Origin of the sequence: Achromobacter sp. (assembly GCF_032102605.1) — a bacterium.
Lineage (GTDB): Bacteria > Pseudomonadota > Gammaproteobacteria > Burkholderiales > Burkholderiaceae_B > Achromobacter.
In genome coordinates, this window is record NZ_DAMDGT010000001.1 from 303,110 (window position 1) to 326,166 (window position 23,057).

Here is a 23,057-nt window from a genome sequence, read left to right on the forward strand (position 1 = left end):
ATAGCGATACTTTTTCAATCATGGGTTGAGATAAACTCAACCGATGCCTGATTCCCTTACTCGCACTCCACCGCTGGCCGCGCTGCGCGCGTTCGAGGCCGTCGCCCGACTGGGCAGCCTGAGCCGCGCCGCCGTCGAGCTGAATGTCACGAAAAGCGCCGTCAGCCACCAGCTTCGCGCCCTGGAAGCAGACCTGGGCGTCTCCCTGCTGCGCCGCGGCGGCACCGTGCGCCGGGCCGAAACCACCGATGAGGGAGCGGCGCTGCTGGCCTCGGTACAACAGGCCTTGACCCTATTGGAGACGGCATGCCGCAACGCCAGGGCCAGCGCCCGAGGCAAGCGGCGCTATACGCTGAACGTGTCGGCCAACCCGTCGCTGGCGGCGTTGTGGCTGGCGCCGCGCATCGGCCGCTTCATTGAATTGCACCCGGACATCGACATCCAGGTATACCTGCACGCCAGCCAGGATCCCGCCTGGAAAGCGCAGGACATCGATCTGGCGTTCCTGCACGTGCGGGCGATGGGCCCGCACATCGCGGAAGCGGGCGACATCCCGCTGATGACCGAGACCGTCGTGCCGGTATGCAGTCCAACGCTGATCGACGCGGCCGACCGGAGTGATCCCCGCGTCTTCCAGCGCCATCGCTGGCTGGAGGAAAAGCACATCGACAGCCCCGAAACCGATTGGCGGACATGGAGCCCGCGGCTAGGCCTGGCGCCGGCCGACTGGCAGGATCCGATGGTCCTGAGCGGGTTGAGCACCGTGGTGGCCGCGGCTGCCGCCGGCGTGGGGATCGCGCTGGGCCGCGCGCCGCTGATCGACGAGGACATCGCCAGCGGCCGGCTGGTGCCCCTGGTGCCTCATCTGCGCATGCCCGGGTCGTGGGGCTATGTCATGCGCATCCACGCCAACCGGCCGATGGACCGGTCCCTTCCGGCGCTGGTGGAGTTCCTGGCCGAAGAGGGGCGGCGCGCATAGCGCGCCATCCGCTGCCGGCGGCTGCTAATCGGCCGCCAGTTCCATGCTCCGCGTGACTTCTTCCTGCACGCGTTCCCAGATGGCGCGTTTCAGGTCCACGAAGCGGGGCGACAACTGCACGTCGGCGCTGCGCGGATGCGGCAGGTCGTTCTGGATGTCCTGCACGATGCGTCCGGGCTTGGAGCCCATGACCGCCATGCGGGTCGACAGAGTCAGGGCCTCGTCGATCGAGTGCGTGATGAAGACGATGGTCTTGCCGCTTTGCTCGTAGATCGACAACAGCTGGTCCTGCAGCACCTGGCGCGTCATGGCGTCCAGCGCCGCGAACGGTTCGTCGAACAGCATGACGTCCGGGTCGTTGGCCAGCACGCGGGCAATCGACACGCGCTGCTTCATGCCGCCGGACAGCGCATGCGGGTATTTGTCCGCGGCGTGCTTCAGGCCCACCATCTCGATGAACTTGCGCGCGATCGGCGCGCGTTCCTGCCGGGACATGCCGCGCATCTTCAGGCCGAACTCGACGTTCTCCTGCACCGTGCGCCACGGAAACAGCGCGTACTGCTGGAACACCATGCCGCAGGCGGCGGTCACGTCGGTGACCTGCCTGCCGTTGATTTCGACCGAACCCGTATTTGGCGTGATGAAGCCCGCCATCAGGTTCAGCAGGGTGGACTTGCCGCAGCCCGAGGCGCCCAGCAGCACCAGGAACTCCCCGCGCCGGACCTCCAGGTTGACCTTGTCCAGCACGGTGACGTCGCCGTAGGCCTTGGAGACGTCGGTCAGCCGGATCATCGTATCGTTCATCGCTGCCATGCCAGCACCCATCGTTCAAGAAGCCGCAAACACAGATCGGTCACCAGCACGGTGAAACTGATCAGCACCATGCCCAGCACCACGGTGTCGGTCTGGAAGAATTCCTTTCCGTTCATGATCATGAAGCCCAGGCCCTCTTTCGAGGCCACCAGTTCGGCCGAGATCACGCAGGTCCAGGACAGGCCGAGAATGATCTTCATGCCCGACAGGATCTGCGGCAGACAGCCCGGGAACAGGACCTCGCGCATCACCTGCCAGCGGTTGGCGCCCAGGTTGCGCGCGGCGCGCACCAGGACGGGGTCGATGCTGCCCGAGGCCTCCATCACGTAGAGCAGCGCCGGCACGAAGGAACCCATGAACACGATGCTGTACTTCTGCGTTTCGGTGATGCCGAACCACAGCAGCGACAGCGGAATCCAGCTCATGGACGGCAGCGGGCGCAGAAACGAAATGATGGGGTCGAAGACGGCGCGCGCCACCTTGGACGTGCCCAGCAGGATGCCCAGCGGAATGGCCACGATCACGGCGGCCAGGAAACCCACCATGACGCGGCGCGTCGAGGCCAGCACGTTGTAGAACAGCGTGCCCTGGTCGGACATGGACAGCGCCCGCGCCAGGACCTGGGACGGCGCGGGCAGGAAAATGGGATCGACCGCGCCGGCGCGGCACAGGGCTTCCCACAGCAAAAGAAAGCACAGAAGCGAAAACACGCTGACCCAGAGCAGGCGTGTTTCCCTTGAAGACGAACGCGTGGACATAGGCAGACTGTCCCGGGCTTACAGGTACGAGGACTGGACCCAGTCCTTGACGGCGGGCGCGCGGTCGATCTGCTTGAGCGACACCAGCATCTCGGCCAGCTTCTGCATGCCATTGACGAAGTTGCCCGGTTCGATCATCAGCGACTTCTGGTCTTCGGCCGAGTACCACTGCGTCTGCTTGATGACGGCAAGCTGTTCGTCCTTGGACAGGCCCGTCAGTTCCAGCAGCACGCCCGCGGCTTCCTCGGGCTGGTTGCTGAGCATGGCGTTGGCCTGGAACACGGCCTGCAGGAACTTGCGCACCGCTTCCGGGTTGTCCTTGCCCAGCTTCGCATGGGTCAGCAGCACGTCCGGGCCCGGGGTGATGGCGTATTGCTTGTAGAGCGAGAACGCGGTGTCATCCAGCAGCACGTGCGTGCCCGGCACGGCCTTGATGCGGTCGAACGCCGGCGTCCAGGCCACGGCTGCGTCGATCTGGCCGCCCTGGTAGGCGGACAGGATGTTGGTGGCCGGCAGGTTGATGATGGACACGTCGCGGTCCGGATTCAGCCCGGCCTGGCGCAGCACGTCCAGCAGCAGCACGTGGGCGCTGGAGGCATATGTGACGCCGATCTTCTTGCCCTTCAGGTCCGCCACCGATTTGACGTTGTCGCGCACCAGCACGCCTTCTGCGCGGCCGAAGTTGTTGGGCGTGGCGATGACCTGAAACTGGCGCGCGCCGGCCGCCATCAGCGCCAGCGACGAAACCACGCCGGTGCCGGCCAGGTCGACGTTGCCGGCCATCACGGCGCTCATGCGATCCGAAGACGTGGCGAAGCTCTGCCATTTGATGTCCAGGCCCTGCTTGGCGAACAGGCCCGTCTTCATGGCGATGTAGGCCGAGTAGTGGCCCAGCCAGGCGGAGCCGCCGTAGGTGTAGGACGCGCTCGCGGCGCGGCCGATCATGGGAAAGCCCAGGGCGCTGGCGCCCGCCAGTGCAGCGGTGCGCACCAGCATGGCGCGGCGATTCATGTTCATATTTTTCCCCTACTTGAATGTAGATTGACCGATAGATTCCATGTCGCCGGCACTCTGTGGTGCGGCAGACGAGACTTTCGCCCGAGCGTCTGGCCGCGGCATGAATATAAGGAGCATCGATGGTCAAAATCAGCGGTGCTTAAGAGTTGCGCTTCAAGCAGGGGGGTGGACGAGACTGCGCAAAGGGAGGCCCGTCCTTCGCGTAACCGGCTCAGATGCCTTGCCCGCCGGACACCTCGATACGCTGCGCGTTGACCCACCGGTTGTCTTCGGACAGCAGGCTGGCGATCATTGGCCCGATGTCGTCGGCCACGCCGACGCGGCCCAGCGCGGTCATTTCAGCGAAGTGCTTGTTGAATTCCGGCGTGTCGCGCACCGCGCCGCCGAAGAAGTCCGTCTCGATGGCGCCCGGCGCGACGGTGTTGACGGTGATTTTGCGGTCGCCGAGTTCCTTTGCCATGTAGACGGTCAGCACTTCGACGGCGCCCTTGACCGCGGCATACGCCGACCAGCCCGGCGCCGACACGCGCGTGAGGCCACTGGACAGGTTCACGATGCGCCCGCCGTCGGCCAGCAGCGGCAAGAGGCTTTGCGTCAGGAAGAGCACGCCCTTGAAATGCACGTCGACCAGCTTGTCGAACGCCGCGACGCTCATGTCGGCGATGGGCGCCACGTCGCCGTGCCCGGCGTTGTTGACCAGGTGATCGAAGGTGTCGCGCTGCCACGTTTGCGCCAGCGCCGCCTTCAGCCGCGCGGTGAAGTCAGGGAAGGCGGCGACGTCGCCCGCGTCGAGTTGCAGTGCAACCGCTTTGCGGCCAAGCCGCTCGATCTCGGCGACGACCGCCCGGGCATCGGCCTCGCGGTGCTGGTAGGTGATGACGACGTCATCGCCCTTGCGGGCGATGGCCAGGGCGGCGTTGCGGCCCAGGCCCCGGCTTGAACCCGTGACGAGAGAAATCTTGCTCATGGTGTGGCTCCTTGGTGACTGGTGGGAAGGCTCCATTCTGTGGCGCGGGCGCCGGGCCGCCTTTGCCTGAACGTCGGCGTTGTTGGCCTGATCCTCCAAATGTGCGTCCGGGCGCGGCCAGAACCCATTACGATGGCCCGGTGGAAAACCATCGCCATTTCTCTTCATGAGCGACACCTTGCGCGCCGCCGTCAGCCGCTACGCCGAGGCCCACGCCAACCCGGCGGGCTTGGCCCAAACGCCCATCTCGGGCCTGGCCGCCATCCGCGCGACCCGGCCCAGCGGCCTTGACTATGCGATCTCGCGGCCGCTGGCGTGCCTGGTGCTGCAAGGCGGCAAGCGTGTGGCGCTGGGCGCGCAGAGCTTCGATTTCGCCGCGGGCGATTCGCTGTTGATCACGGCGGACGTGCCCACGCTTAGCCAGATCACGCACGCCAGTGCCGCGGAACCCTATTTTTCGCTGGTGCTGGACCTGGATCTGGCGGTGATCGCGGAACTGGCGCTGGAGATGAAGCTGGGGCCGGCCGTTCCGGGCGCGCCGGTGCGGGTGGAGCCGACGGACGCCGAGGTGGCCGACGCCGCGCTGCGCCTGATGCGCCTGATCGAACGGCCTGCCGCGCTGCCCGTCCTGCAGGCCCAGCTTGTGCGCGAGATGCATTATTGGCTGCTGGCCGGCCGGCACGGTGCGGCGATCCGGCAGTTGGGGTGGCCCGGCAGCGGCGCGCAGCGCATTGCCCGCGCCGTCGCACTGCTGCGGGCCGAATTCGCGCAACCCCTTCCTGTCGAACGCCTGGCGGCCGCTGCGGGAATGAGCCCGTCCTCGTTCCATCAGCATTTCCGCGCGGCCACCTCGCTGTCGCCGCTGCAATTCCAGAAGCAGTTGCGCCTGATCGAGGCGCGCCGGCTCATGACCGCCGAAGGCGCGACGGCCAGCAGCGCGGCGTTTGCCGTGGGCTATGAGAGCGTCCAGCAGTTCACGCGCGAGTACCGGCGTACGTTCGGCCTGCCGCCGGGCAGGGACGCCGAGGCGATACGCGGCGCGGTCAGCGCCGCTGCCTGAACGCCGCTGGCGCAACGCGTTCATGGAACGCTTTTATTAAGTATTCGCGGCGCTTATATTGCGGCGGCTCCGAAATGCCCGGTTCACACTCGCGGCACTTGTCCTTGGAGCCTTGTCGTGAAAAGTTATGACGTGATCGTGATTGGTGCCGGCGTGATCGGCAGTTCGGTGGCCTTTCACCTTGCCGAGCTGGGTGCGAAGAACGTGCTGGTGCTGGATCGGGAAACGATCGGCGCGGGCACCACGTCGCAGTCTTCCGGCATCCTGCGCACGCATTATTCGGTGCGCGAAAACGTGGAGCTGGCCCAGCGTTCCTGGAGCGTGTTCAACAATTTCGCCAGCTATCTGGGCGATGACGAGGCGTCCTGCGGACTGGTCAAATGCGGCTACCTCATCACCGCGGCCGACGACGACAAGCTGGAGCCCCTGCGCGGCGCACTGGCGCAGCAGCAGGCGCAGGGTATCGCGCTGGAACTGCTGAACCCGGCGCAGGCGCGCGAGCTGCTGCCCATCGCTTCCTTCGACAACGCCGCCCTGATCGGCTATGAGCCCGAGGCTGGCTTCGCCGACGCTTACCTCGTGGCGACCAGCTTCGCGCGCGGCGCCCGCCGGCGCGGCGTCACCATCCGGGAAAACGTCAACGTACAGCGCCTCTTGGTGGAAAACGGCCGCGTGACGGGCGTGTCCACGTCCGAGGGCGATTTCGCCAGCCCGCTGGTGATCAGCACCCAGAACATCTGGACGCCGGAACTGGCCGGCTGGACCGGCGTCGCGATGCCCGTCGTGCCGGAACGCCACGCCGTCCTGGCGTTGGAGTGCGACGCCGCGCCTTATACCTATTCGATGCCCGTGTTCAAGGACCTGGCCTCGCCCGGCATGCTGTATTGCCGCAGCTACGGCGGCAACCAGATGCTGGTAAGTGAAGGCATCGTCGGCGAGGCGCTGCAGAAGAGCGACGCCGAGCAGGGCGATATCCCGCTGGACTACGTGGCCGAAGTGGGCGCGCAGGTGGCCGACCGCTTCCCCGCCTACGAGACCGCGGGCCTGGCTTCGTCGTGGACCGGCGTGTACGACGTCACGCCCGACTGGAACCCCGTGCTGGGCCGCGTGGCCGGCGTGCAAGGGCTGATCGTGGGATTCGGATTCTCGGGCCACGGCTTCAAGCTGTCGCCCACCGTGGGCCGCGTGCTGGCGCAGGAAGCGCTGGGCCTGGCGACCGACGTGTCGCTCAAGCCCTATGACCTTGGCCGTTTCCAGAGCGGCGCGCTCTTGACCGGGAAGTACGGCCTTGGCGCGGTCTCCTGATCCGCGCGCCGCGACCCGCGCGAGCTGGCTGGCGCTGCCGCCCGAGCCGTGGAAGAACGGCGGGGGCGTGACTCGCACGCTCGCGGCCGATCCCGCGAAGCGCTGGCGCGTGAGCATCGCCGATGTCGATCGCGCAGGGCCGTATTCCCGCTTTCCTGGCTACGACCGCGTGTCGGTCGTGCTGTCGGGGCAGGGCGTAGTCCTGCAGGACGAGGGCGTTGAGCCGCCGGCCGTCGCATTGCCGGCAGTTGCGCTGCGGCCGCGCGCGCCGGCGCCGTTTGCCGGAGACCGGGTCTTGCAATCGTGGCTGGTGGGCGGGCCGGTGCGTGTGCTGAACCTCTTCGTCCAACGCGGCGCGGCGCAAGCGCGCGTGGCTTGCCTGGGCGGGGAAGGGCGCGCGTGTGTGGCCGGATCGCTGCCGGTTTCGGGTGAACGCCAGGCCACGCGGCTCGTCGTCGCCGTGGATGCGGGACGGTTTCAGGTTGCGCCATCGGGCCAGCAATGGGCGCTGCAAGCGGGTGAATTCGCGTGGAGCGTGGGCGGCAGCGAGGCGCCGGATGCGCAAGCGGCTGAACCTGACCTGCTGGCGGATGGCCTGAATGGTCCGCCGTCCGATGCTGCATTCGCCGTCTGCCTGGACATCGTCGTCCACGCGCGCGGCGCCGGCTGAATGAGCTACACCGTCCCTTCGCCGGGACGGCCGTTGATTCCTTTTATTCAGGAGTGTTTCCATGAAGGTTATTGCCGCGGTCAAGCGCGTGGTTGACTACAACGTCAACGTGCGCGTCAAGGCCGACCAGAGCGGCGTGGACATCGGCAACGTCAAGATGTCCATGAATCCGTTTGACGAGATCGCCGTCGAGGCGGCCGTGCGCCTGAAAGAGCAGGGCGCCGCCGCCGAGGTGGTGGCCGTGTCTTGCGGCACGGCGCAATCGCAGGAGACGCTGCGCACCGCGCTGGCCATCGGCGCCGATCGTGGCGTGCTGGTGCAGACGGACGTGGCGTTGCAACCGCTGGAAGTCGCGAAGCTGCTGCGCGCCGTCGTGCAGCAGGAAGCGCCGGCGCTGGTGATCCTGGGCAAGCAGGCCATCGACGACGACGCGTGCCAGACCGGCCAGATGCTGGCGGCGCTGTTGGGATGGCCGCAAGCCACCAACGCCAGCGCCATCGAGATCGGCGACGGCGAGGCGCGCGTGACGCGCGAAGTGGATGGCGGCCTGGAAGTCCTGGCGCTGACGCTGCCCGCCATCGTCACGGCGGACCTGCGCCTGAACGAGCCGCGCTACGTCACGCTGCCCAACATCATGAAGGCCAAGAAAAAGCCGCTGGACGTCCTGACGCCGGAAGGCCTGGGCGTGGATCCGGCGTCTCGCCTCCAGACGCTGCGCGTCGAGGAGCCCGCGGGCCGCGCGCCTGGCGTGAAGGTGGCCGACGTGGCCGCGCTGGTCGACAAACTGAAGAACGAAGCCAAGGTGATCTGATGACCGTCCTAGTTATTGCCGAACACGATGATCGGGCGCTTGCCGGCGCCACGCTGAGCGCCATCGCCGCGGCCGCAAAACTGTCCATGCCGGTGCACGTGCTGGTGGCGGGCGGCGACGCGCGGGCGGCGGCGGACGCCGCGGCGCGGGTCGCGGGCGTTGAAAAGGTGCTGCTGGCGCAGGCGCCGCAGTTTGCCGACGGACTGGCCGAGAACCTGGCCGCGCAGGCGGTGGCGGTGGTCGGCGATTATTCGCACGTGTTCCTGGCCGCCACGGCTCAGGGCAAGAGCGTGGCGCCGCGCATCGCGGCCTTGCTGGACGTCGCGCAGGTCTCCGACGTGATCGAGGTGCTGGCGCCCGACACGTTCAAGCGGCCGATCTACGCGGGCAACGCGATCGCCACGGTCAAGAGCGGCTATGCGGTGGTGGTGGCCACGATACGCCCGACGGCGTTCGACGCGGTGTCGGCCGAGGGCGGCAGTGCGCCGGTCGAGCCGGTCGAGCCGGTCGAGGCGATGGCCGGCGCGGGACTGTCGCGCTTCGTCAGCCGGGAGATCGCGGTGTCCGAGCGTCCCGACCTGGGCGGCGCACGCGCCGTCGTGTCAGGTGGACGCGGCCTGGGCAGCGCAGAAAACTTCAAGCTGCTGGACCCGTTGGCCGAAAAGCTGGGCGCGGCGCTCGGCGCTTCGCGCGCCGCCGTGGACGCGGGCTATGCGCCCAACGACTGGCAGGTCGGGCAGACGGGCAAGATCGTGGCGCCAGAGCTCTATGTGGCCGTCGGGATTTCCGGCGCCATCCAGCATCTGGCGGGCATGAAGGATTCCAAGGTCATCGTCGCCATCAACAAGGACGGCGACGCGCCGATCTTTGGCGTGGCGGACTATGGGCTGGTCGGTGACCTGTTCGAAGCCGTGCCGACGCTGACGGCTGCGTTGCCCTGATACCCACCGGATCAGCGCCGCAAGCTGCGCCAGAGCGTGGCGGGCGGCAGCCCCAGGGCCGGGGCGAGATCCTTCTGTATCAGGCGTTCCATCGCCATCAGGATCACGTCCCGCGCCTCGGCGGGCAGCTTGCCCACTTCCTGCTGCCGCGCGGCGAGGTAAAGCGTGCGCGACAACGCGGGGTCGTCGGCACGCGCCGCGCCCAGGTACGGCGCAAGCGGCAGCACGCGCAATTGGTCCAGGAAATGGCGCGACTGCCAAATGCACAATGGCGTGCTGATGCCGAAGCCCAGTCCGGCCGTGACCAGGCTGAGCAGCGGATCCGTGTTGTCGAATTCGTAGGTGCGTTCGATCATCACGCCGTGCGATTCGACCAGCCGGTCGATCTCGGCGCCGATGAACGAGCGCGCGCTGTAGCGGATGAACTGCGTGCGCTTGCCAAGCTCGGCCAGCGTGTCGATCCGATCCATGCTCATGGAGCGCGGAACGATCAGCACATAGGGTTCGCTGAAAAGGCTGTACTTGCGAATGGTGGGCTTGCCCGCGGACGCGCTGGTGGTGACCACCAGGTCCAGTTGCCGGTCCTCGAGCTGCTTGTCCAGCACAGGCGTGATGCCGGACCACAGCCGGATCTGGCGCGATGCGCCGGACAGCCCGTGGATCAGCGTGGGCCCAAGCGTCCCCGCGAAGGAATCCACGCAGCCAAAGCGGACGATATTGCGCTTGGCCCGGCTAAGGTTGCGCACGCTTTCGGTCATGTCGCCGGCCTGCGCAAGCAGGCGCGCGGCATGTTCGAAGAGCAGCTCGCCAGCCGGTGTCGGCCGCGCGGGGCGCGTGCTGCGGTCCAGCAGTTCGGTGGACATCGCGGCCTCGAGCTGCTTGATCCGCTGCGACACCGCCGCCTGCGAAAACCCCAGCAGGCGCGCCGCGCCGGAAACCGACGCGGCCTCCACCACCGCCACCCAGGTCAGCAGCAGGCTCCATTCGGGATAGTTTTCCGTGGTGCTGAAGGAAAAGCGGTTCATGGCGAACGCGTCCTGCTGTTGGCGGGGGGAATGTCAGCGCTGGCGCCGGGTGGTCTGGCGCAGCGCGGCCGTCACCATTGCGTCGACCACCGGAATCACCTTGCCGGCCAGGTCGGGACGATAGGCGTACGGATGCTTTTCATCCATGTAGGTGGACTGGCACATTTCAAGCTGGATGGCGTGGACGTTGTCGGCCGGCGAGCCGTAATGGCGTGTGATGTAGCCGCCCTTGAAGCGACCGTTCACGGCCCAGGTGTAGTCCTTGCAGTCATCCAGGCGGGCCTGCACGGCGGCCAGGATGTCGGGCGCGCAGGCGGCGCCGTCGGACGTGCCGATGTTCAGGTCCGGCAGCTTGCCCTCGAACAGGCGGGGCAGCACGCTGGCGATCGAATGCGCTTCCCACAGCAGCACGGTGCCGTGCTCGGCCTTGATGCGGTCCAGTTCTTCGCGCAGCTTGGCGTGATAGGGCTGCCAGTACGCCTGCAGGCGGTGCGCGCGCTCGTCGTCCGTGAGCACGGCGTCGTTCTGGTACAGCGCATCGCCGCGGAACGTCTGGGTGGGACACAGGCCGGTCTTGGTCTGCCCGGGGTAAAGGCTTTCGTCGTTGGGCGGACGATTCAGGTCCACGACATAGCGCGAATAGCGCGCGCCGATCACGGACGCGCCCAGCGCCAGCGCAAACTGGTACAGCGTGTCCAGATGCCAGTCCGTGTCGCCGGACTGAAGGGCGAGCGGCGTCATCTGCGCGCGCTGGGCATCGGGAATCTGGCTGCCAAGATGAGGAATGGAGATCAGCAGCGGCGCGGTGCCGCGGCTGAAATGGTAGATGTCGCTCAAGGGGAACTCCGGGTAACGAAGGCAGTGCGCCGCGGAAAAGCCGCGGACGGCGGGCGTTGTAATGCTAGGCAACGCGGCCCGCTGCCGGTTTTGCATCAGTTTAGTGGATATTGAGAATCAAGATTTCTGATGCAAAAAGCCGGCGTCAACGATGCATGGGCCGTACCTTCGTCGCCGTTTGGATCATGTCGTCGCATTCCTGGGGGGATACCAGCGACATGGCAAATTCCTGGCTCGGAGTCTGCGAGGACAGCCAGCGGCCGGCGTCCTCCCCGATGGCCTTGAGTTTTGAGTCCGGCGTGTTCTGCAGGGTGTTGTTCAATTGGTCCGCATGAGCATCGATGTCTGCGGGGAAGAATCCGGCGCAGCCAGGCTTGTCGCTGACCTGGCCGTCGGGAAGCAGGGCCGTATCGCCGATCTTGCGGCTGTAGTAGGGAATGTCGTGCTTCTCGTAGGCGGCTTCCATTGTCGACGCCAGCAACTCGCGCTTGGCCTCGTCGTCGACAATGCCCCTCACGCCTCGCAGGGTGGCGCGCATGCCGTCCAGCGCCTTGGCATGGTCGCCGATCTCCGCTGGATGGTAATCCTGCTCGAAAACGCTCTGCAGGATGCTGCGCTGCGTGGTCGTCGAAAGCGGGTGATATCTCATGTTCAGGCCCTGGACGTCGTTCAGGAACGTCGTCAGGCTGTCTTTTTTCTTGAGAGCGGCCAGGCCGCTGGCCAGTCCTTCGCCAAATGCCGGTCCAAAGGCTTCGTAGAACGGGCGATTGGGGAGATCGGGCGTATACCGGTTGTTCACGTACTCCCCCTTGGATGAATGAACGATAAGCAGGCTCTCAGGAACATCCTGGAATGCGGAGGCCTCCTTCAACTGGCCGTTTTCGAATGTGCGCCGCGCGTGCAACACATTGTCGTCGGTGGCCGAGGTAAACGCCTGATCCAGCATGATCGCGGTCATCAGTGACTTGAGTTCACGAGATCCCTGCAGCGGCTCGGGGACTTCATCCGCATTCGTCGGCTGCTCCGCCTGCTTTGGCTGCGCCGGCGGTTGCGAGGTCAGCAGTTTCCCGAATTTGCCCATCACATCGGCGTTCAGCGCGAACTCAAGGTCGGTGAAGTAGATGCTTCCATTGCTGACCATCATGTTTTCGTGATGGATGTCGGTGGCGCCGGAGACCATCAGCGCCGCCACTGCCCGCCCCAGGTCCTGGAACATGGCGGGTGCGCGGGACCCTTCCACGACATGGTTGGCGGCCTCGCGATTGGGCAGGTGCTGGACATAACCGTAATCGCCGCCGCTGTCCGACTTGGGCATGAACTTGTAGACGCTGGTCGCGCCAGCCTGCTGCATCAGGCTGGGGCCTTTGGAGCCCCGGTCCGAGCCGCTGATGGCGTCGTCGATCCGCACGTCGCGGGGCTTGTACACCACGGTCAGTCCCGCCTCGAAGCTCAGGATCGCAACGCGGTTGCCACCTTTGTGCGGATCGCTATTGGTCAGCTGGATGTCCGTCAACAGGCCGGCGTCGGGGCCGTCCGAAAACCGGCCTGCAAGGAATCGCGCGCCAATGCCGACGTGGTCGGCGCCGACACGGCCAAGCAGGGTTTCGATGCTGGTCTTGAATCCCTGGATATCGGCGTCCAGATGCGCGCGCATGGCGGGCACCCGTTTTGCAAGCTCGAGCATCGGGCTTTCTCCCGCGCTCAGCTTGGCTATAAGGGCCTCGACGCTCAAGTCTTTCCGGTCAGCGTAGGCGTCGAGAGCCCGCGCCAGGTGATCTTCCATCCTGGCCACGAGCTGCGTGCCCAGTTTGCCGATCAAATCCAGCCTGGGTGTTCCGTCCAGGGGCATCACGGTGGGCAACAGGTCGAGCAGCGCCTCGCCCACCTCCGCACTCATCATCGGGCCCAGCGGTCCCGGCGTCAGCGCGACGCCGCGCATGATGGTGTCCAGGGCCGTCTTGCGCTCTGCGGCGGAGGCATCGGGCTTGATTGCCGCTTCGTAGATGGCAGCCTTGGCGCCATGGACGGCGGCGTTGATGTGGCGCGACGTGAGCGGCTGCCCAGTGTTGCTGGCTGGCGCATGATCGAGGGCCGCGTTGCCGTATTCGGCGCTGAGGGCGTCCCGGAAAGCGGTGATCGCGTCGTTGTTCTGCGCCGTCACGGCGTTCCACTGCCAGGGGGTGTACTCGCCGATCACCTTGATAGCCCAGGTGAGCATGTTGCCCGAACGGGCGTTTTCCACACCCGGTTGGTCGGCCGTTTCGTTCAGGGCCAGGCGGTCGGCCTGCGGATTGTTGTCGACAAAGCTCTGGAAGTTACCAAGTCCGATGGGCATGGCGGTTTCCTCAGGCTTGCAGCCAGCCGTTGCCCGAAGCCTGGCCGGCCTGCGACGGGGCGGGGGCGGCAAGGACGGCGCGCCAGTGTGCCGCGACGCTTACGAATTCGTCGGCCGAGCGCTCCAGTGACGCCGCATCCAGGTCCGCCATCGGGTAACGGGCGCTGAGCAACGCGGCGTCGCCCGCGGGCGCAAGGCCAAATGTGTAGATCGATGCGCCGGCGCCGTTGGCGCGCAGCATGCGGGCCATGAATTCAACGCGTTGCGCGGCGGGCAGCTCGCTCAGGGGCGAGAACAGGATCAGGTCCCGCCCGGACGCATCGACGGCGATGTTCAATGGCAGCGTATCGTCGATCAACAGCGTGCAGATGCCGTTTTCACCGGCGGACAGGGCGTCCAGCCCGAGTTTCGAGGCCAATGCCGCCAGCAGTTCGGCGAATCGTTGTGCAGGGTTCATGCGCGTCTCCTGGGACGGCGCCGGGGCGCCTTGGCGCGCCCGGGACGCGGGCGCCAGTCGACAGTGAGTAACGTCGGGAGCGCGTGGGTTCCCTGCGTCTCAGCCAAGGTGGGTCTTGCGCCGGCCGGGAGGCGTTGGCGATGAGCGACGTGCTACCCGCGCGGCGGTTGCGCGCAGTGCCCCCACGGCGCGCCTGCGCTCCACCGCGCCGCGATGTCGTCGATCAGTACGCGCACCTTGGGAGTCAGATGCCGCCGGTGTGGATACACCGCGCACACGGGGGCGCCCGGTAAAGCCCAGGCTTCCAGCACGGGCACAAGCCGGCCGGCGCGCAGATCGTCTGCGACCAGGTACGCGCCGACCTGCACGATGCCGTCGCCCGCCAGCGCGGCATCGCGCAGGGCTTCGGTGTTGCCCATCCTGAGGGGGCCGGCCGGCGTGGCCGCCGTGGGGCTGGCCACCTTCTGCGTGGTCACTACCGAAATGCTGCCGGTGGGACTTCTGGTTCCCATCACCGGCGACCTGAACGTCTCTGTGGGCATGGGCGGCTTGGCGCTCTTCGTGCCGGCCATCCTGGCGGCGGTTTTTGCGCCGTTGGTCGTCATCGGATCCCGGCGCATGGGCCGCCGGGTGATTCTCTGCGGGCTGCTTGCTCTTTTGACGGGTGCGAACCTGGCCAGCGCCTGGTCGCCGGCCATGCCGATGTTCCTGGCGGCGCGGGTGCTGGTGGGGTTCTGCATTGGCGGCATCTGGGCCATCGCGGGGGGACTGGCCGGCAGGCTCGTCCGGCAAGGCAAGGCGGGACTGGCGACGTCGATCATTTTCGGCGGCGTGGCCGTGGCATCGGTGCTGGGTGTGCCGCTGGGCGCGTTCATCGGCGAACTCGCCGGATGGCGCACGGCCTTTGTCGCGATGGCGGCCCTGTGCGCGGGCGTGTTGCTGCTGAACGCGCTGGCTTTGCCGCCGTTGCTCGCGCAACACGCGCTGACGGCTCGCGCCCTGGCGTCGCAACTTGCCAATCCGCGTGTACGGTTGGGACTGGGCATCACGCTCATCGTGGCCGGCCATTTCATGGCGTACACCTTCGTGCGGCCACTGCTTCAATCGCACGCCGGATTCAGCGAATCCTGGATCGGGCCGCTGTTGTTTGCGTATGGGATGGCGGGCGTCGCCGGCAACTTCGCGGCGGGAGGCGCGGCCGCAAGGCGGCCCTCCGCCACGCTGCTAATCATTGCGGCGGCGCTGCTGGCGATTCTGCTGGCGCTGGGCGGGACCGGGCACGCGCAGACGGCGGCCGCCGCGCTGCTGCTTGGGTGGGGACTGGCCTACGGTGGCGTGTCGGTCGCGCTTCAGAACTGGATGATGCGGGCCGCGCCGGATTCGATCGAAGCCGTGACGGCGCTGTTCGTCGCGCTGTTCAACCTGGGCATCGCCGCCGGATCGTTGCTCGGCATGCCCAGCGTCGACGCCTTGGGTCTGCGGGCGAATCTCTGGCTGGCCTCGGTGCTGATGGCGTTTCCCGTGCTGGCGCTGGCGCGCGAATTGGGAGCCAGGCCGGCCACTCGATAGGGCCGGCGCTTTCGCGCTCATCCTCTCAGCCAGGAATCCTGCGATCGCTGCTGCCGCGCACCACCAGCGACGGCGCCAGCCGCTGGCTTGCTGGCTGGCCGCCGGCGAGTTTCTGCAGCAGCAGTTCCAATCCCAGCCGGCCCATCTGGTGCATGGGCGAGTGGATCGTGGTCAGGCCGATGGGCAGGGCGCCGGCCAGCGGCGTGTCGTTGTAGCCAACAATGGCGACGTCGCGGCCCGCTTCCAGTCCGTGGTCGCGAGCCGCGCCCATCACGCCGACGGCCAGAAAGTCATTGACCGCGAAGATGGCGGTGGGGCGGTCCGGCGTGTCCAGCAGGCGCGCGCCCAGCACGCGGCCCGCGTCGGTGTCGAAGGGGCTTTCGATGCGCCAATGCGGCGGAATCTGCACGCCGTGCTGCGCGCAAAGGCGCAGGAAGCCTTCGGAGCGGTCGCGGCCGGTGCTGGCGAACGGTTCGCCCATCATGATGGCGATGCGCCGGTGGCCCATCGCCAGCAGGTGTTCCGCAGCCAGCCGGCCGCCTTCGACGTCGTCGCAGGTGACCGCGCAATGGCTGTCGGCGTGCCGGCTGACCAGCACGAAAGGCACGTCGCGCTGCGCCAGTTCGTCCAGCAGGGGATTGGACGGCGCGCCGGCCAGTCCGCTGTGCGCGTCGCCCAGGATCAGGCCGTCCACGCGCCGCGCCAGCGCCATTTCGATGAGCTTGCGCTGCTTGTCGGGCACGTCCTGCGTGTTGGACACGAACGTCAGGTAGCCGTGTTCGGCCGCGGCTTCGTCGATGCCTTCGTAGATGGTGGCCAGCACCATGTCCGACAGTCGGGGCACCAGCACGCCGATCGTGCGGCTGCGGCGCGTCTTCAGGCTGGCCGCATGAGGATTCGTTTGATACTGCAGTTCGGCGGCAAGCGCCCGGATGCGTTTCACGGTGTCGGGGGCGGCGGCGCCGCGCGCGTCGTCTGCGGAGCCATTCAGTACCCGGGACACGGTCGAAACGTTCAAACCGAGCTGCCGCGCCAGGCTTTGCAGCGTGACAGGGCGCGTTTTGTTCATGGGGCTGGAGGATACACGCGGAAATAGCGCAGCAGGGCGCATGGCGGCAACCTAGGGTTTACACGGGTTCGATCTTTGCCTTTTTACCCCTTAGCATTGCGCAACCCAAACGTTTGGGTAAAACCGACTGGATCGAAACGCAATGACAACTGAAAGCCAGAATTCCCGGTTCCGGTACCGGATCTTCACCATGGTCGTGCTGCTGGCGCTGATCAATTACATCGACCGCGGCGCCATGTCCTACGCCGCCGCGCACATCACCGGCGAATACGGCCTGGACCGGGGCGAATGGGGCTCGGTGCTGGGCTACTTCGGCTACGGCTACATGGTCGGCGCCCTGTTCGGCGGGATGCTCTCCGACCGTTACGGCCCCCGCAAGGTCTGGATCGTGGCCGGCGTCACCTGGTCCCTGTTCGAGATCGCCACGGCCTGGGCAGGGGATTTCGGCCTGGCCTTCCTGGGAGGCTCGGCGCTCGCGGGCTTCGCCACCATCCGCATCCTGTTCGGCGCAGCCGAAGGGCCTGCGTATTCCATCATCAACAAGACCATCGCCAACTGGGCCACCACCCGCGAACGCGGTTTCGTGGTCGGCTTCGGCCTGTTGAGCACGCCGCTCGGCGCCTTGCTGACCGCGCCGGTGGCCGTGGGCCTGCTGACGCTGACCGACAGCTGGCGCGCCATGTTCTTCGTGCTGGGCGGCGCGGGCCTCGTCGTCCTGGTGTTCTTCATGCGGATCTTCACCGACCGGCCCGAGACCAACCCCCGCGTTTCCCCGCAGGAACTGGCGGAAATCCAGGCGTCGCGCGCGCAGTCGGCCACCGCGGCCCAGGCGCCCGACGCGCCGGTGCTGCCGTGGTGGAGCTTTTTCCGCAGCAAGACGCTGGTGCTCAATACGCTGGGCTATTTCTCGTTCATGTACGTGAACTTCCTGCTGCTGACCTGGACGCCCAAGTACCTGCAGGACAACTTCGGCTACAGCCTGTCCTCGCTCTGGTACATGGGCATGATTCCGTGGATCGGCGCGTGCTTCACCGTGCTGCTGGGCGGCCGCATATCGGACGTGCTTTTCAAGCGCACGGGCAGTCTGAAGATCGCCCGCAGCTGGTTCGCGGCGGGTTGCCTGCTGGCCACCACGCTGTGCTTCCTGCTCGTGTCGCAGGCGCAGTCGGTCGTCGCCGTGATCGCGCTGATGACGCTGGCCAATGCCCTGAATGCCTTGCCCAATTCCGTGTACTGGGCCGTCGTGATCGACACCGCGCCGTCCAGCCGCGTGGGCACTTTCAGCGGCCTGATGCACTTTTTCGCCAACATCGCGTCCATCCTGGCGCCCACGCTGACCGGCTACCTGACGGCCCGCCATGGGTATTCGGTGATGTTCGTTGCCGCGTCGGTCGCCACGGCGGTCGGCATGTTCGCTATGCTTCAGGTGCGTCCTGGCGTCGGGCCCCGCATGCCCGAGCGCCCGGCGCTGCAACCTGGAGCCGCCAAATGACCGATCTCAGTGTTTCCGCCTGCGCGCTGGCCGTAGAACCGGGTTTTTTCCGCGGCCGCGGCATCGACGAACTGCAACAGGCCATGGCCGAGGGCGGCCTCACCGCGCAAGATCTGGTGCGCCACGCGGGCGCCGCGATCGAGCGGCTCAATCCGCTGTTGAACGCCTTCGTCCACGTCGATATCGGCGCCGCGCTTGAAGCCGCGCGCGAGCTGGACGCCGAGCGGGCGCAAGGCAAAGTCCGGGGGCCGCTGCACGGCATTCCGGTCGCCATCAAAGACAACGTCGACACATCCGACATGCCCACCACCATGGGCGCGGCTCATTTCCTGGGGCATCGTCCGGCGGCGGACGCGCGGTGCGTGGCCTTGCTGCGCGAGGCCGGCGCCATCGTCGTGGGCAAGACGCTGACGCACGAATTCGCCTACGGTCCCACCGGCGACCGCAGCGTGCAGGGGGCGTCGCGCAACCCCTGGCGGACCAGCCAGATCACCGGCGGCTCCAGCGCCGGCAGCGCCGCGGCCGTGGCGTCCGGCATGGTGCCGGTGGCCCTGGGCACCGACACCGGCGGATCCGTGCGCGTTCCGTCGGCGCTGTGCGGCCTGGTCGGATTCAAGCCCACCCATGGCCGCGTCGCGGCCGAGGGCGTGTTTCCGCTGTCGACCACGTTGGAAGACGCCGGCGTGCTGGCCAACTCAGTGCAGGACGCCCAGTGGTTCATGCAGGCGCTGAGCGGGGGCGCCATTGCCCCGGCGGCGGCCGCCGGCACGGACGGTCCGCGCGTGGCCTGGGTGCCGAACGCGCCATTCGCCATCGACGATTCGGCGGTCACGGCGTGTGCGCGCGCGGCTGCCGAGCGCCTGGCCGGCGGCCCGCTGCGCGAAGCGTCCGACGTCACCCGCCACGCCCGGGCGCTGCAAAGCGCGCTGGGCGCCATCCAGCGCGCCGAAGCCTACGAGGTCCATGCCGAGCGCGTCGAAAACGAGCCCGCGAAATTCGATCCCGAGGTGCTGGAGCGCCTGCGCGCGTCGCGCGGCGTGCTGGGCTGGGAGTACGTGCGCGCACTGAAGGAAAGGGCGCGCCTGCAGGACGAGTTCGCGCGCCTTTTCCGGGACATCGACGTGCTGGCGCTGCCCACCGTCGCCATCACCGCGCCCGCGCTGCAGCAGCGCAGCGTTGCGGGACCGGGCAGCGCCGGCGTGCGCGAAACCCTGCTGGGCCTGACCAATCCCTGGAACGTGCTGGGCCTGCCCGCCATCACCCTGCCAGCCGGGTGGGTGAATGGCATGCCCGTCGGCTTGCAACTGGTCGCCGCGGCCGGCTCTGACGAAGCGTTGCTGGCGCTGGCCGCCAGCCGCTGGCAAGCGCCGGGGAACTGAGCAGGAAAGCTTGGTAAGGTAGAGTGCATTGCGCGACCCGCCGGCCGCGTCTGGCTGGCTGAGGCTGGTCAGGTGCACCAGGCCGGTCGCACGTGACCGGCCGCGCTTGGCCAGCCGAGCCCAGCCCGGTGCTTCGGACGTGAACTCACAGTCCGGGCGCCGGCCGCTCCCACTCTAGCGAGCCTTCATGACCGATGAATTGATCCAGCTGGTCAAGCTGACCTCCCTGGGCCTGGCGCTGATGCTGCCGCTGGCCAATCCGCTGACCTCGATGACCCTGCTGCTGTCGCTCGGCCAGCAGATCCCGTTCAAAGAGCGGCAGCGGCAAGTGACGCAGGCAGCCTTCTATGTGGTCGGCATCATGCTTGTCACGTATTACGCCGGCGCGCTGCTCATGCACACCTTCGGCATCTCGATCCCGGGGCTGCGCATCGCGGGAGGGCTGATCGTGGCCACCATCGGCTTCAGCATGCTGTTCCCGTCGGACCATCCCCACGCACTGGGGGCCGAGGCGGCGGCCGACGCCCTGGAACGGCCAAGCCCCAACATCGCGTTCGTGCCCCTGGCGCTGCCGGGCACCGCCGGGCCAGGCACGATTGCCATGATCATCAGCAGCGCGGCCTCGGTGGATTCCGCCATCGCTCCCGACTATGCGCGCTGGGTCGTGGCCGTGACGCCCGTCATTGTCTTTGCCTTGCTGGGGCTGCTGTTCTGGGTCTGCCTGCATTGGGCGGGCCGCATCGTGGCCGTGATCGGCAAAAGCGGCGTAGAGGCCATTTCCCGTGTCATGGGATTTTTGCTGGTGTGCATGGGCGTGCAGTTCGTCATCAACGGCGTGCTGGAAATCGTCGAAAAATATCCCAACCTGTAGACACTACACCGCGTAGGCAACCAGCAGCATGTTCACCCCATAGCGGCACGTGGCCAGCAGGCCCGCGGGTGGCCCGCTGGCGTAGCCGCCTTCCAGGCGGGCGTGGAACGCGATGCCGTTGATCATGTTGCCCAATGTCAGCGCGGCCTGGCGCAGATCGTCGATCTTCAGTTCTCCGCGGTCGCAGGCGTGTTGCAGGCATTGTTCCAGCGGTCCGTGGACCTGCTTGTCCACCGCGCGCTGTAACGACGCCGCCAGTTGCGGCATGCGGTGGCATTCGGCCACCAGCAACCGGTGCAGCGCAACCGAATTGGGGTGGACCGCGTACGTCAGCAGCCGCACGGCCAGGTCGTGCAGGGCAGGGCCGACGGGCTGGTCGGGCAGGGCGTCGGGAAACACCGCCGCGTGCATCTTGTCCAATTCATGCTGCAGTACGGCCGCCAGCATGCCTTCCTTGTTGCCGAACAACTGATAGGCCGTGGCCGCCGATCCGCCGGCTTGCCGCACAACATGCTGGATGGACGTCTGCGCGTAACCCTGTTCCAGCAGTGACTGGGTCGCGGCTTCAAGCAGGCGCAGGCGTCGCGCCTCGCCTTTGCTGGTCAGTGCGCGCGGCGTCGATTCGGGGTGATCGTTCACCTAGTCCCTCTCCAGGTGTTGATTTTTCTTCTCCCCGGAGATGTTACGGCATCGCAATTCCGTAATGTAGAGTACATTACACTATTGTTTCTTCGTCGCGCAGCTGCTAGGCAATGGCTGTGCGATTGCGTTTTCTGTGCGCCACACCATGACTGAATACCTCCTCAAGCCGCTTGCGGCGTTCCGCCACCGGTTGTCCATCTGGGCGGATCGCTTGGCAGCTTGCGGAAGCTTCGCCGGTTTCGCCGGGAGCGCGTCATGATGTTCTGGCTGCTGCTGACTCTGGGACTTTTGTTCGTCATGTTGGGCACGGCGCTGATGCACCAGCCGGGCGTCAGGGTCTACGACTGGATCGCCACCCGGGCCAGAAGGCCTCGGCCCGCTGCCAAGCCGGTCGTCCACACCGAAGAGCGCCAGCCGCTCACCCAAACCGTCTAAGTCGGTCGCCACAAAATCTGCACGGTCGGCAGGCGCATCTGCGCGCGTCCACCCCCAGCCTTTCAGCGCTTCGGCCGTTCCAGGCCCAGATGGCCGCGCAGCGTGCTGTGCTCGTATTCGCTGCGAAACAGGCCGCGCTTCTGAAGCACGGGGATCACCTGCTCCACGAAATCGTCGATGCCGCCCGGCAGCGACGGGGGCATCAGGTTGAAGCCGTCGGCGCCTTCGTTCCGGAACCAGTGCTCCATGCGGTCCGCGATTCCTTCGGGCGTGCCCACCATCGTGCAGTGTCCGCCACCTGCGGCCAGCCGCCCCAGCAGCTGGCGCACGGTAGGTTGCTCCGTTTCGATGATGCGCAGGATAGTTGCGTAGCGTCCTTTCGGGCCGGTGAATTCGGCCAAGGGGGGCAGGGGCGGCACCGGCGCATCCAGTTCCCACCCGGTGCAGTCCTGCAGGACGAACATGCCCAACTGCCGCAGCGAGGCATCGCTGGGCAACAGCTCGTCCAGCTCGCGCTGCTTGGCTCGGGCCTCAGCGTCTGTCGAACCCACGTAGGTAACCAGCCCCGGCATGATGGGCACGAACGCGTCGCGGCCGGCGGCAAGCGCGCGCTGCTTGATGTCGCGGTAATAGGCTTGCGCGGCCGGGAGATCATAGGCGACGGCGTAGATGGCCTCGGCGCGCCGGGCCGCCAGGTCGCGGCCCTGGTCCGAGGCGCCGGCCTGGAATAGAACCGGGTGGCCCTGCGGGGGACGGGGCACGGTCAAGGGTCCATCCACCAGGAAATGCTCGCCATGGTGATGGATCTTGTGCACCCGGTCGGGCACGCCAAAGAAGCCGTCGCGGTCGATGGCCAGCGCATCGTCCTCCCAGGAATCGAACAACCGCAGCGCCACGTCGACGAACTCTTCCGCGCGCGCATAGCGCCAGTCGTGGTCCGGCATGGCTTCGTAACCGTGATTGCGCGCCTCGGCGTCGAACATGGACGTCACCACGTTCCAGCCCATGCGCCCGCTCGAGATGTGGTCCAGCGACGCGACCATGCGCGCGGCGTGGAACGGCGTGAAGAACGTGCTGGAAACCGTGCTGATCAGGCCGATGCGCGTGGTGGCGCGCGCGATTGCCGCCATCGTGGTCAGGGGTTCCAGGTACCAGCGCGGCCCGTCGCCGATGTTGTCCATCGACTGCCCGTCGGCAAAGAAAATGGCGTCGAGCTTGCCGCGTTCGGCCGTGCGGGCCAGTTCCTCGTAGTAGCTGATGTCGCCCAGACGCTCGGCCGCCGAGTCCGGATGGCGCCAGGCCGCACGGTGGTGGCCGCAGCCGAATATGAAGAGGTTCAGGTGCATCATGGCGATCAGCTCGTCGTTGCGTCATCGGACGCCCTGCCGGGCGCCTAAAGCGGGCGAACTTAGCATAAATCCGCCTGGCCAGCGCCCGCCAGCATTGGCCTGCCGCCCGCGTTGACTTTGGCGCGCGGGTCTCCTAACCTTGCGGCAATTCCTGGGGGAGCCCTGTATGGGCTGAGATTCCGCGCCAGCGCGCGGTAACCCTTTGAACCTGATCCGGGTAATGCCGGCGAAGGGAAGGACAACGCAAGTCTCGCGCGACCTCCCTGGATTTCATTC

The 23,057-nt window shown here is 66.9% G+C and carries 23 protein-coding genes and 1 riboswitch; of the genes, 11 read left to right on the forward strand and 12 right to left on the reverse strand.

The window, feature by feature from the left end:
* The first annotated feature begins 43 nt into the window (after positions 1-43).
* A complete protein-coding gene (locus RT614_RS01430; protein ID WP_313619767.1) occupies positions 44-979 on the forward strand; it encodes a LysR substrate-binding domain-containing protein in 936 nt (311 codons plus the stop codon).
* A 24-nt stretch (positions 980-1,003) separates the two neighbouring features.
* On the opposite strand, the gene RT614_RS01435 is transcribed toward RT614_RS01430, so the two are convergent.
* From RT614_RS01435 to RT614_RS01450, 4 genes are all read right to left on the reverse strand, one after another.
* On the reverse strand, positions 1,004-1,792 hold the full coding sequence (locus tag RT614_RS01435) for an ABC transporter ATP-binding protein (RefSeq protein WP_313619769.1): 789 nt from the start codon (positions 1,790-1,792) through the stop codon (positions 1,004-1,006).
* Positions 1,780-2,550, reverse strand: coding sequence for an ABC transporter permease (locus tag RT614_RS01440; RefSeq protein ID WP_313619771.1), 771 nt, complete (start codon positions 2,548-2,550; stop codon positions 1,780-1,782). Before RT614_RS01440 ends, RT614_RS01435 begins: the two co-directional genes overlap by 13 nt.
* Before the next feature lie 18 nt (positions 2,551-2,568).
* On the reverse strand, positions 2,569-3,567 hold the full coding sequence (locus tag RT614_RS01445; RefSeq protein ID WP_313619772.1) for an aliphatic sulfonate ABC transporter substrate-binding protein: 999 nt from the start codon (positions 3,565-3,567) through the stop codon (positions 2,569-2,571).
* A 211-nt stretch (positions 3,568-3,778) separates the two neighbouring features.
* The gene (locus RT614_RS01450; protein WP_313619773.1) at positions 3,779-4,534 is read right to left on the reverse strand and encodes an SDR family NAD(P)-dependent oxidoreductase; all 756 of its coding nucleotides are present in this window, start codon (positions 4,532-4,534) and stop codon (positions 3,779-3,781) included.
* Between the two features lie 166 nt (positions 4,535-4,700).
* Between RT614_RS01450 and RT614_RS01455 the strand changes: the two genes are divergently transcribed.
* The 5 genes from RT614_RS01455 (at position 4,701) to RT614_RS01475 (ending at position 9,321) form a co-directional block, all read left to right on the forward strand.
* Positions 4,701-5,594, forward strand: coding sequence for an AraC family transcriptional regulator (locus RT614_RS01455; RefSeq protein ID WP_313619774.1), 894 nt, complete (start codon positions 4,701-4,703; stop codon positions 5,592-5,594).
* A 117-nt stretch (positions 5,595-5,711) separates the two neighbouring features.
* Positions 5,712-6,899 carry an FAD-binding oxidoreductase gene (locus tag RT614_RS01460; RefSeq protein WP_313619776.1) on the forward strand — a complete coding sequence of 396 codons (1,188 nt, stop codon included), beginning with the start codon at positions 5,712-5,714 and terminating at the stop codon, positions 6,897-6,899.
* The gene (locus RT614_RS01465; protein ID WP_313619777.1) at positions 6,883-7,569 is read left to right on the forward strand and encodes a HutD family protein; all 687 of its coding nucleotides are present in this window, start codon (positions 6,883-6,885) and stop codon (positions 7,567-7,569) included. Before RT614_RS01460 ends, RT614_RS01465 begins: the two co-directional genes overlap by 17 nt.
* A gap of 61 nt (positions 7,570-7,630) precedes the next feature.
* Positions 7,631-8,380 carry an electron transfer flavoprotein subunit beta/FixA family protein gene (locus RT614_RS01470; RefSeq protein ID WP_313619778.1) on the forward strand — a complete coding sequence of 250 codons (750 nt, stop codon included), beginning with the start codon at positions 7,631-7,633 and terminating at the stop codon, positions 8,378-8,380.
* Entirely contained in the window at positions 8,380-9,321 is a 942-nt protein-coding gene (locus RT614_RS01475) for an FAD-binding protein (RefSeq protein ID WP_313619780.1), read from the forward strand. The genes RT614_RS01470 and RT614_RS01475 overlap by 1 nt, the downstream gene beginning before the upstream one ends.
* 11 nt (positions 9,322-9,332) lie before the next feature.
* On the opposite strand, the gene RT614_RS01480 is transcribed toward RT614_RS01475, so the two are convergent.
* From RT614_RS01480 to RT614_RS01500, 5 genes are all read right to left on the reverse strand, one after another.
* Positions 9,333-10,346 (reverse strand): LysR family transcriptional regulator, encoded by a 1,014-nt coding sequence (locus RT614_RS01480; RefSeq protein WP_313619782.1) that lies wholly within the window; start codon positions 10,344-10,346, stop codon positions 9,333-9,335.
* Positions 10,347-10,379: 33 nt separating this feature from the next.
* On the reverse strand, positions 10,380-11,183 hold the full coding sequence (gene hutG / locus RT614_RS01485) for an N-formylglutamate deformylase (RefSeq protein ID WP_313619783.1): 804 nt from the start codon (positions 11,181-11,183) through the stop codon (positions 10,380-10,382).
* A gap of 145 nt (positions 11,184-11,328) precedes the next feature.
* Positions 11,329-13,518 carry a DUF4135 domain-containing protein gene (locus RT614_RS01490; RefSeq protein ID WP_313619784.1) on the reverse strand — a complete coding sequence of 730 codons (2,190 nt, stop codon included), beginning with the start codon at positions 13,516-13,518 and terminating at the stop codon, positions 11,329-11,331.
* 10 nt (positions 13,519-13,528) lie between these two features.
* Positions 13,529-13,975, reverse strand: coding sequence for a type III secretion system chaperone (locus tag RT614_RS01495; RefSeq protein ID WP_313619785.1), 447 nt, complete (start codon positions 13,973-13,975; stop codon positions 13,529-13,531).
* Between the two features lie 152 nt (positions 13,976-14,127).
* The gene (locus RT614_RS01500) at positions 14,128-14,451 is read right to left on the reverse strand and encodes a LysR substrate-binding domain-containing protein (protein ID WP_313619786.1); all 324 of its coding nucleotides are present in this window, start codon (positions 14,449-14,451) and stop codon (positions 14,128-14,130) included.
* Here RT614_RS01500 and RT614_RS01505 point away from each other — a divergent pair.
* A complete protein-coding gene (locus RT614_RS01505) occupies positions 14,444-15,544 on the forward strand; it encodes an MFS transporter (protein ID WP_313619787.1) in 1,101 nt (366 codons plus the stop codon). The genes RT614_RS01500 and RT614_RS01505 overlap by 8 nt on opposite strands.
* Before the next feature lie 25 nt (positions 15,545-15,569).
* Here the strand turns inward: RT614_RS01505 and RT614_RS01510 are convergent, their stop codons facing one another.
* Entirely contained in the window at positions 15,570-16,613 is a 1,044-nt protein-coding gene (locus tag RT614_RS01510) for a LacI family DNA-binding transcriptional regulator (protein WP_313619789.1), read from the reverse strand.
* Positions 16,614-16,755: 142 nt separating this feature from the next.
* Here RT614_RS01510 and RT614_RS01515 point away from each other — a divergent pair, with 142 nt between their 5' ends.
* From RT614_RS01515 to RT614_RS01525, 3 genes are all read left to right on the forward strand, one after another.
* The gene (locus RT614_RS01515) at positions 16,756-18,105 is read left to right on the forward strand and encodes an MFS transporter (protein ID WP_313619791.1); all 1,350 of its coding nucleotides are present in this window, start codon (positions 16,756-16,758) and stop codon (positions 18,103-18,105) included.
* Positions 18,102-19,484, forward strand: coding sequence for an amidase (locus RT614_RS01520; RefSeq protein ID WP_313619792.1), 1,383 nt, complete (start codon positions 18,102-18,104; stop codon positions 19,482-19,484). Before RT614_RS01515 ends, RT614_RS01520 begins: the two co-directional genes overlap by 4 nt.
* Before the next feature lie 187 nt (positions 19,485-19,671).
* Positions 19,672-20,355 carry a MarC family NAAT transporter gene (locus RT614_RS01525; RefSeq protein ID WP_313619794.1) on the forward strand — a complete coding sequence of 228 codons (684 nt, stop codon included), beginning with the start codon at positions 19,672-19,674 and terminating at the stop codon, positions 20,353-20,355.
* Between the two features lie 3 nt (positions 20,356-20,358).
* Here the strand turns inward: RT614_RS01525 and RT614_RS01530 are convergent, their stop codons facing one another.
* Entirely contained in the window at positions 20,359-20,994 is a 636-nt protein-coding gene (locus tag RT614_RS01530; RefSeq protein WP_313619795.1) for a TetR/AcrR family transcriptional regulator, read from the reverse strand.
* A 258-nt stretch (positions 20,995-21,252) separates the two neighbouring features.
* Between RT614_RS01530 and RT614_RS01535 the strand changes: the two genes are divergently transcribed.
* Positions 21,253-21,432: a hypothetical protein gene (locus tag RT614_RS01535; RefSeq protein ID WP_313619796.1), complete on the forward strand. Its 180-nt coding sequence runs from the start codon at positions 21,253-21,255 to the stop codon at positions 21,430-21,432.
* A 62-nt stretch (positions 21,433-21,494) separates the two neighbouring features.
* Here the strand turns inward: RT614_RS01535 and RT614_RS01540 are convergent, their stop codons facing one another.
* Positions 21,495-22,781 (reverse strand): LLM class flavin-dependent oxidoreductase, encoded by a 1,287-nt coding sequence (locus RT614_RS01540; protein ID WP_313619797.1) that lies wholly within the window; start codon positions 22,779-22,781, stop codon positions 21,495-21,497.
* Positions 22,782-22,924: 143 nt separating this feature from the next.
* Positions 22,925-23,033: riboswitch (TPP riboswitch) on the forward strand.
* Positions 23,034-23,057 lie beyond the last annotated feature (24 nt).

Coding starts and splice junctions, on each gene's coding strand:
- RT614_RS01430 (WP_313619767.1), top strand. CDS start 44: ATGCCTGATTCCCTTACTCGCACTCCACCGCTGGCCGCGCTGCGCGCG.
- RT614_RS01435 (WP_313619769.1), bottom strand. CDS start 1,792: ATGGCAGCGATGAACGATACGATGATCCGGCTGACCGACGTCTCCAAG.
- RT614_RS01440 (WP_313619771.1), bottom strand. CDS start 2,550: ATGTCCACGCGTTCGTCTTCAAGGGAAACACGCCTGCTCTGGGTCAGC.
- RT614_RS01445 (WP_313619772.1), bottom strand. CDS start 3,567: ATGAACATGAATCGCCGCGCCATGCTGGTGCGCACCGCTGCACTGGCG.
- RT614_RS01450 (WP_313619773.1), bottom strand. CDS start 4,534: ATGAGCAAGATTTCTCTCGTCACGGGTTCAAGCCGGGGCCTGGGCCGC.
- RT614_RS01455 (WP_313619774.1), top strand. CDS start 4,701: ATGAGCGACACCTTGCGCGCCGCCGTCAGCCGCTACGCCGAGGCCCAC.
- RT614_RS01470 (WP_313619778.1), top strand. CDS start 7,631: ATGAAGGTTATTGCCGCGGTCAAGCGCGTGGTTGACTACAACGTCAAC.
- RT614_RS01475 (WP_313619780.1), top strand. CDS start 8,380: ATGACCGTCCTAGTTATTGCCGAACACGATGATCGGGCGCTTGCCGGC.
- RT614_RS01480 (WP_313619782.1), bottom strand. CDS start 10,346: ATGAACCGCTTTTCCTTCAGCACCACGGAAAACTATCCCGAATGGAGC.
- RT614_RS01490 (WP_313619784.1), bottom strand. CDS start 13,518: ATGCCCATCGGACTTGGTAACTTCCAGAGCTTTGTCGACAACAATCCG.
- RT614_RS01495 (WP_313619785.1), bottom strand. CDS start 13,975: ATGAACCCTGCACAACGATTCGCCGAACTGCTGGCGGCATTGGCCTCG.
- RT614_RS01510 (WP_313619789.1), bottom strand. CDS start 16,613: ATGAACAAAACGCGCCCTGTCACGCTGCAAAGCCTGGCGCGGCAGCTC.
- RT614_RS01515 (WP_313619791.1), top strand. CDS start 16,756: ATGACAACTGAAAGCCAGAATTCCCGGTTCCGGTACCGGATCTTCACC.
- RT614_RS01520 (WP_313619792.1), top strand. CDS start 18,102: ATGACCGATCTCAGTGTTTCCGCCTGCGCGCTGGCCGTAGAACCGGGT.
- RT614_RS01525 (WP_313619794.1), top strand. CDS start 19,672: ATGACCGATGAATTGATCCAGCTGGTCAAGCTGACCTCCCTGGGCCTG.
- RT614_RS01535 (WP_313619796.1), top strand. CDS start 21,253: ATGATGTTCTGGCTGCTGCTGACTCTGGGACTTTTGTTCGTCATGTTG.
- RT614_RS01540 (WP_313619797.1), bottom strand. CDS start 22,781: ATGATGCACCTGAACCTCTTCATATTCGGCTGCGGCCACCACCGTGCG.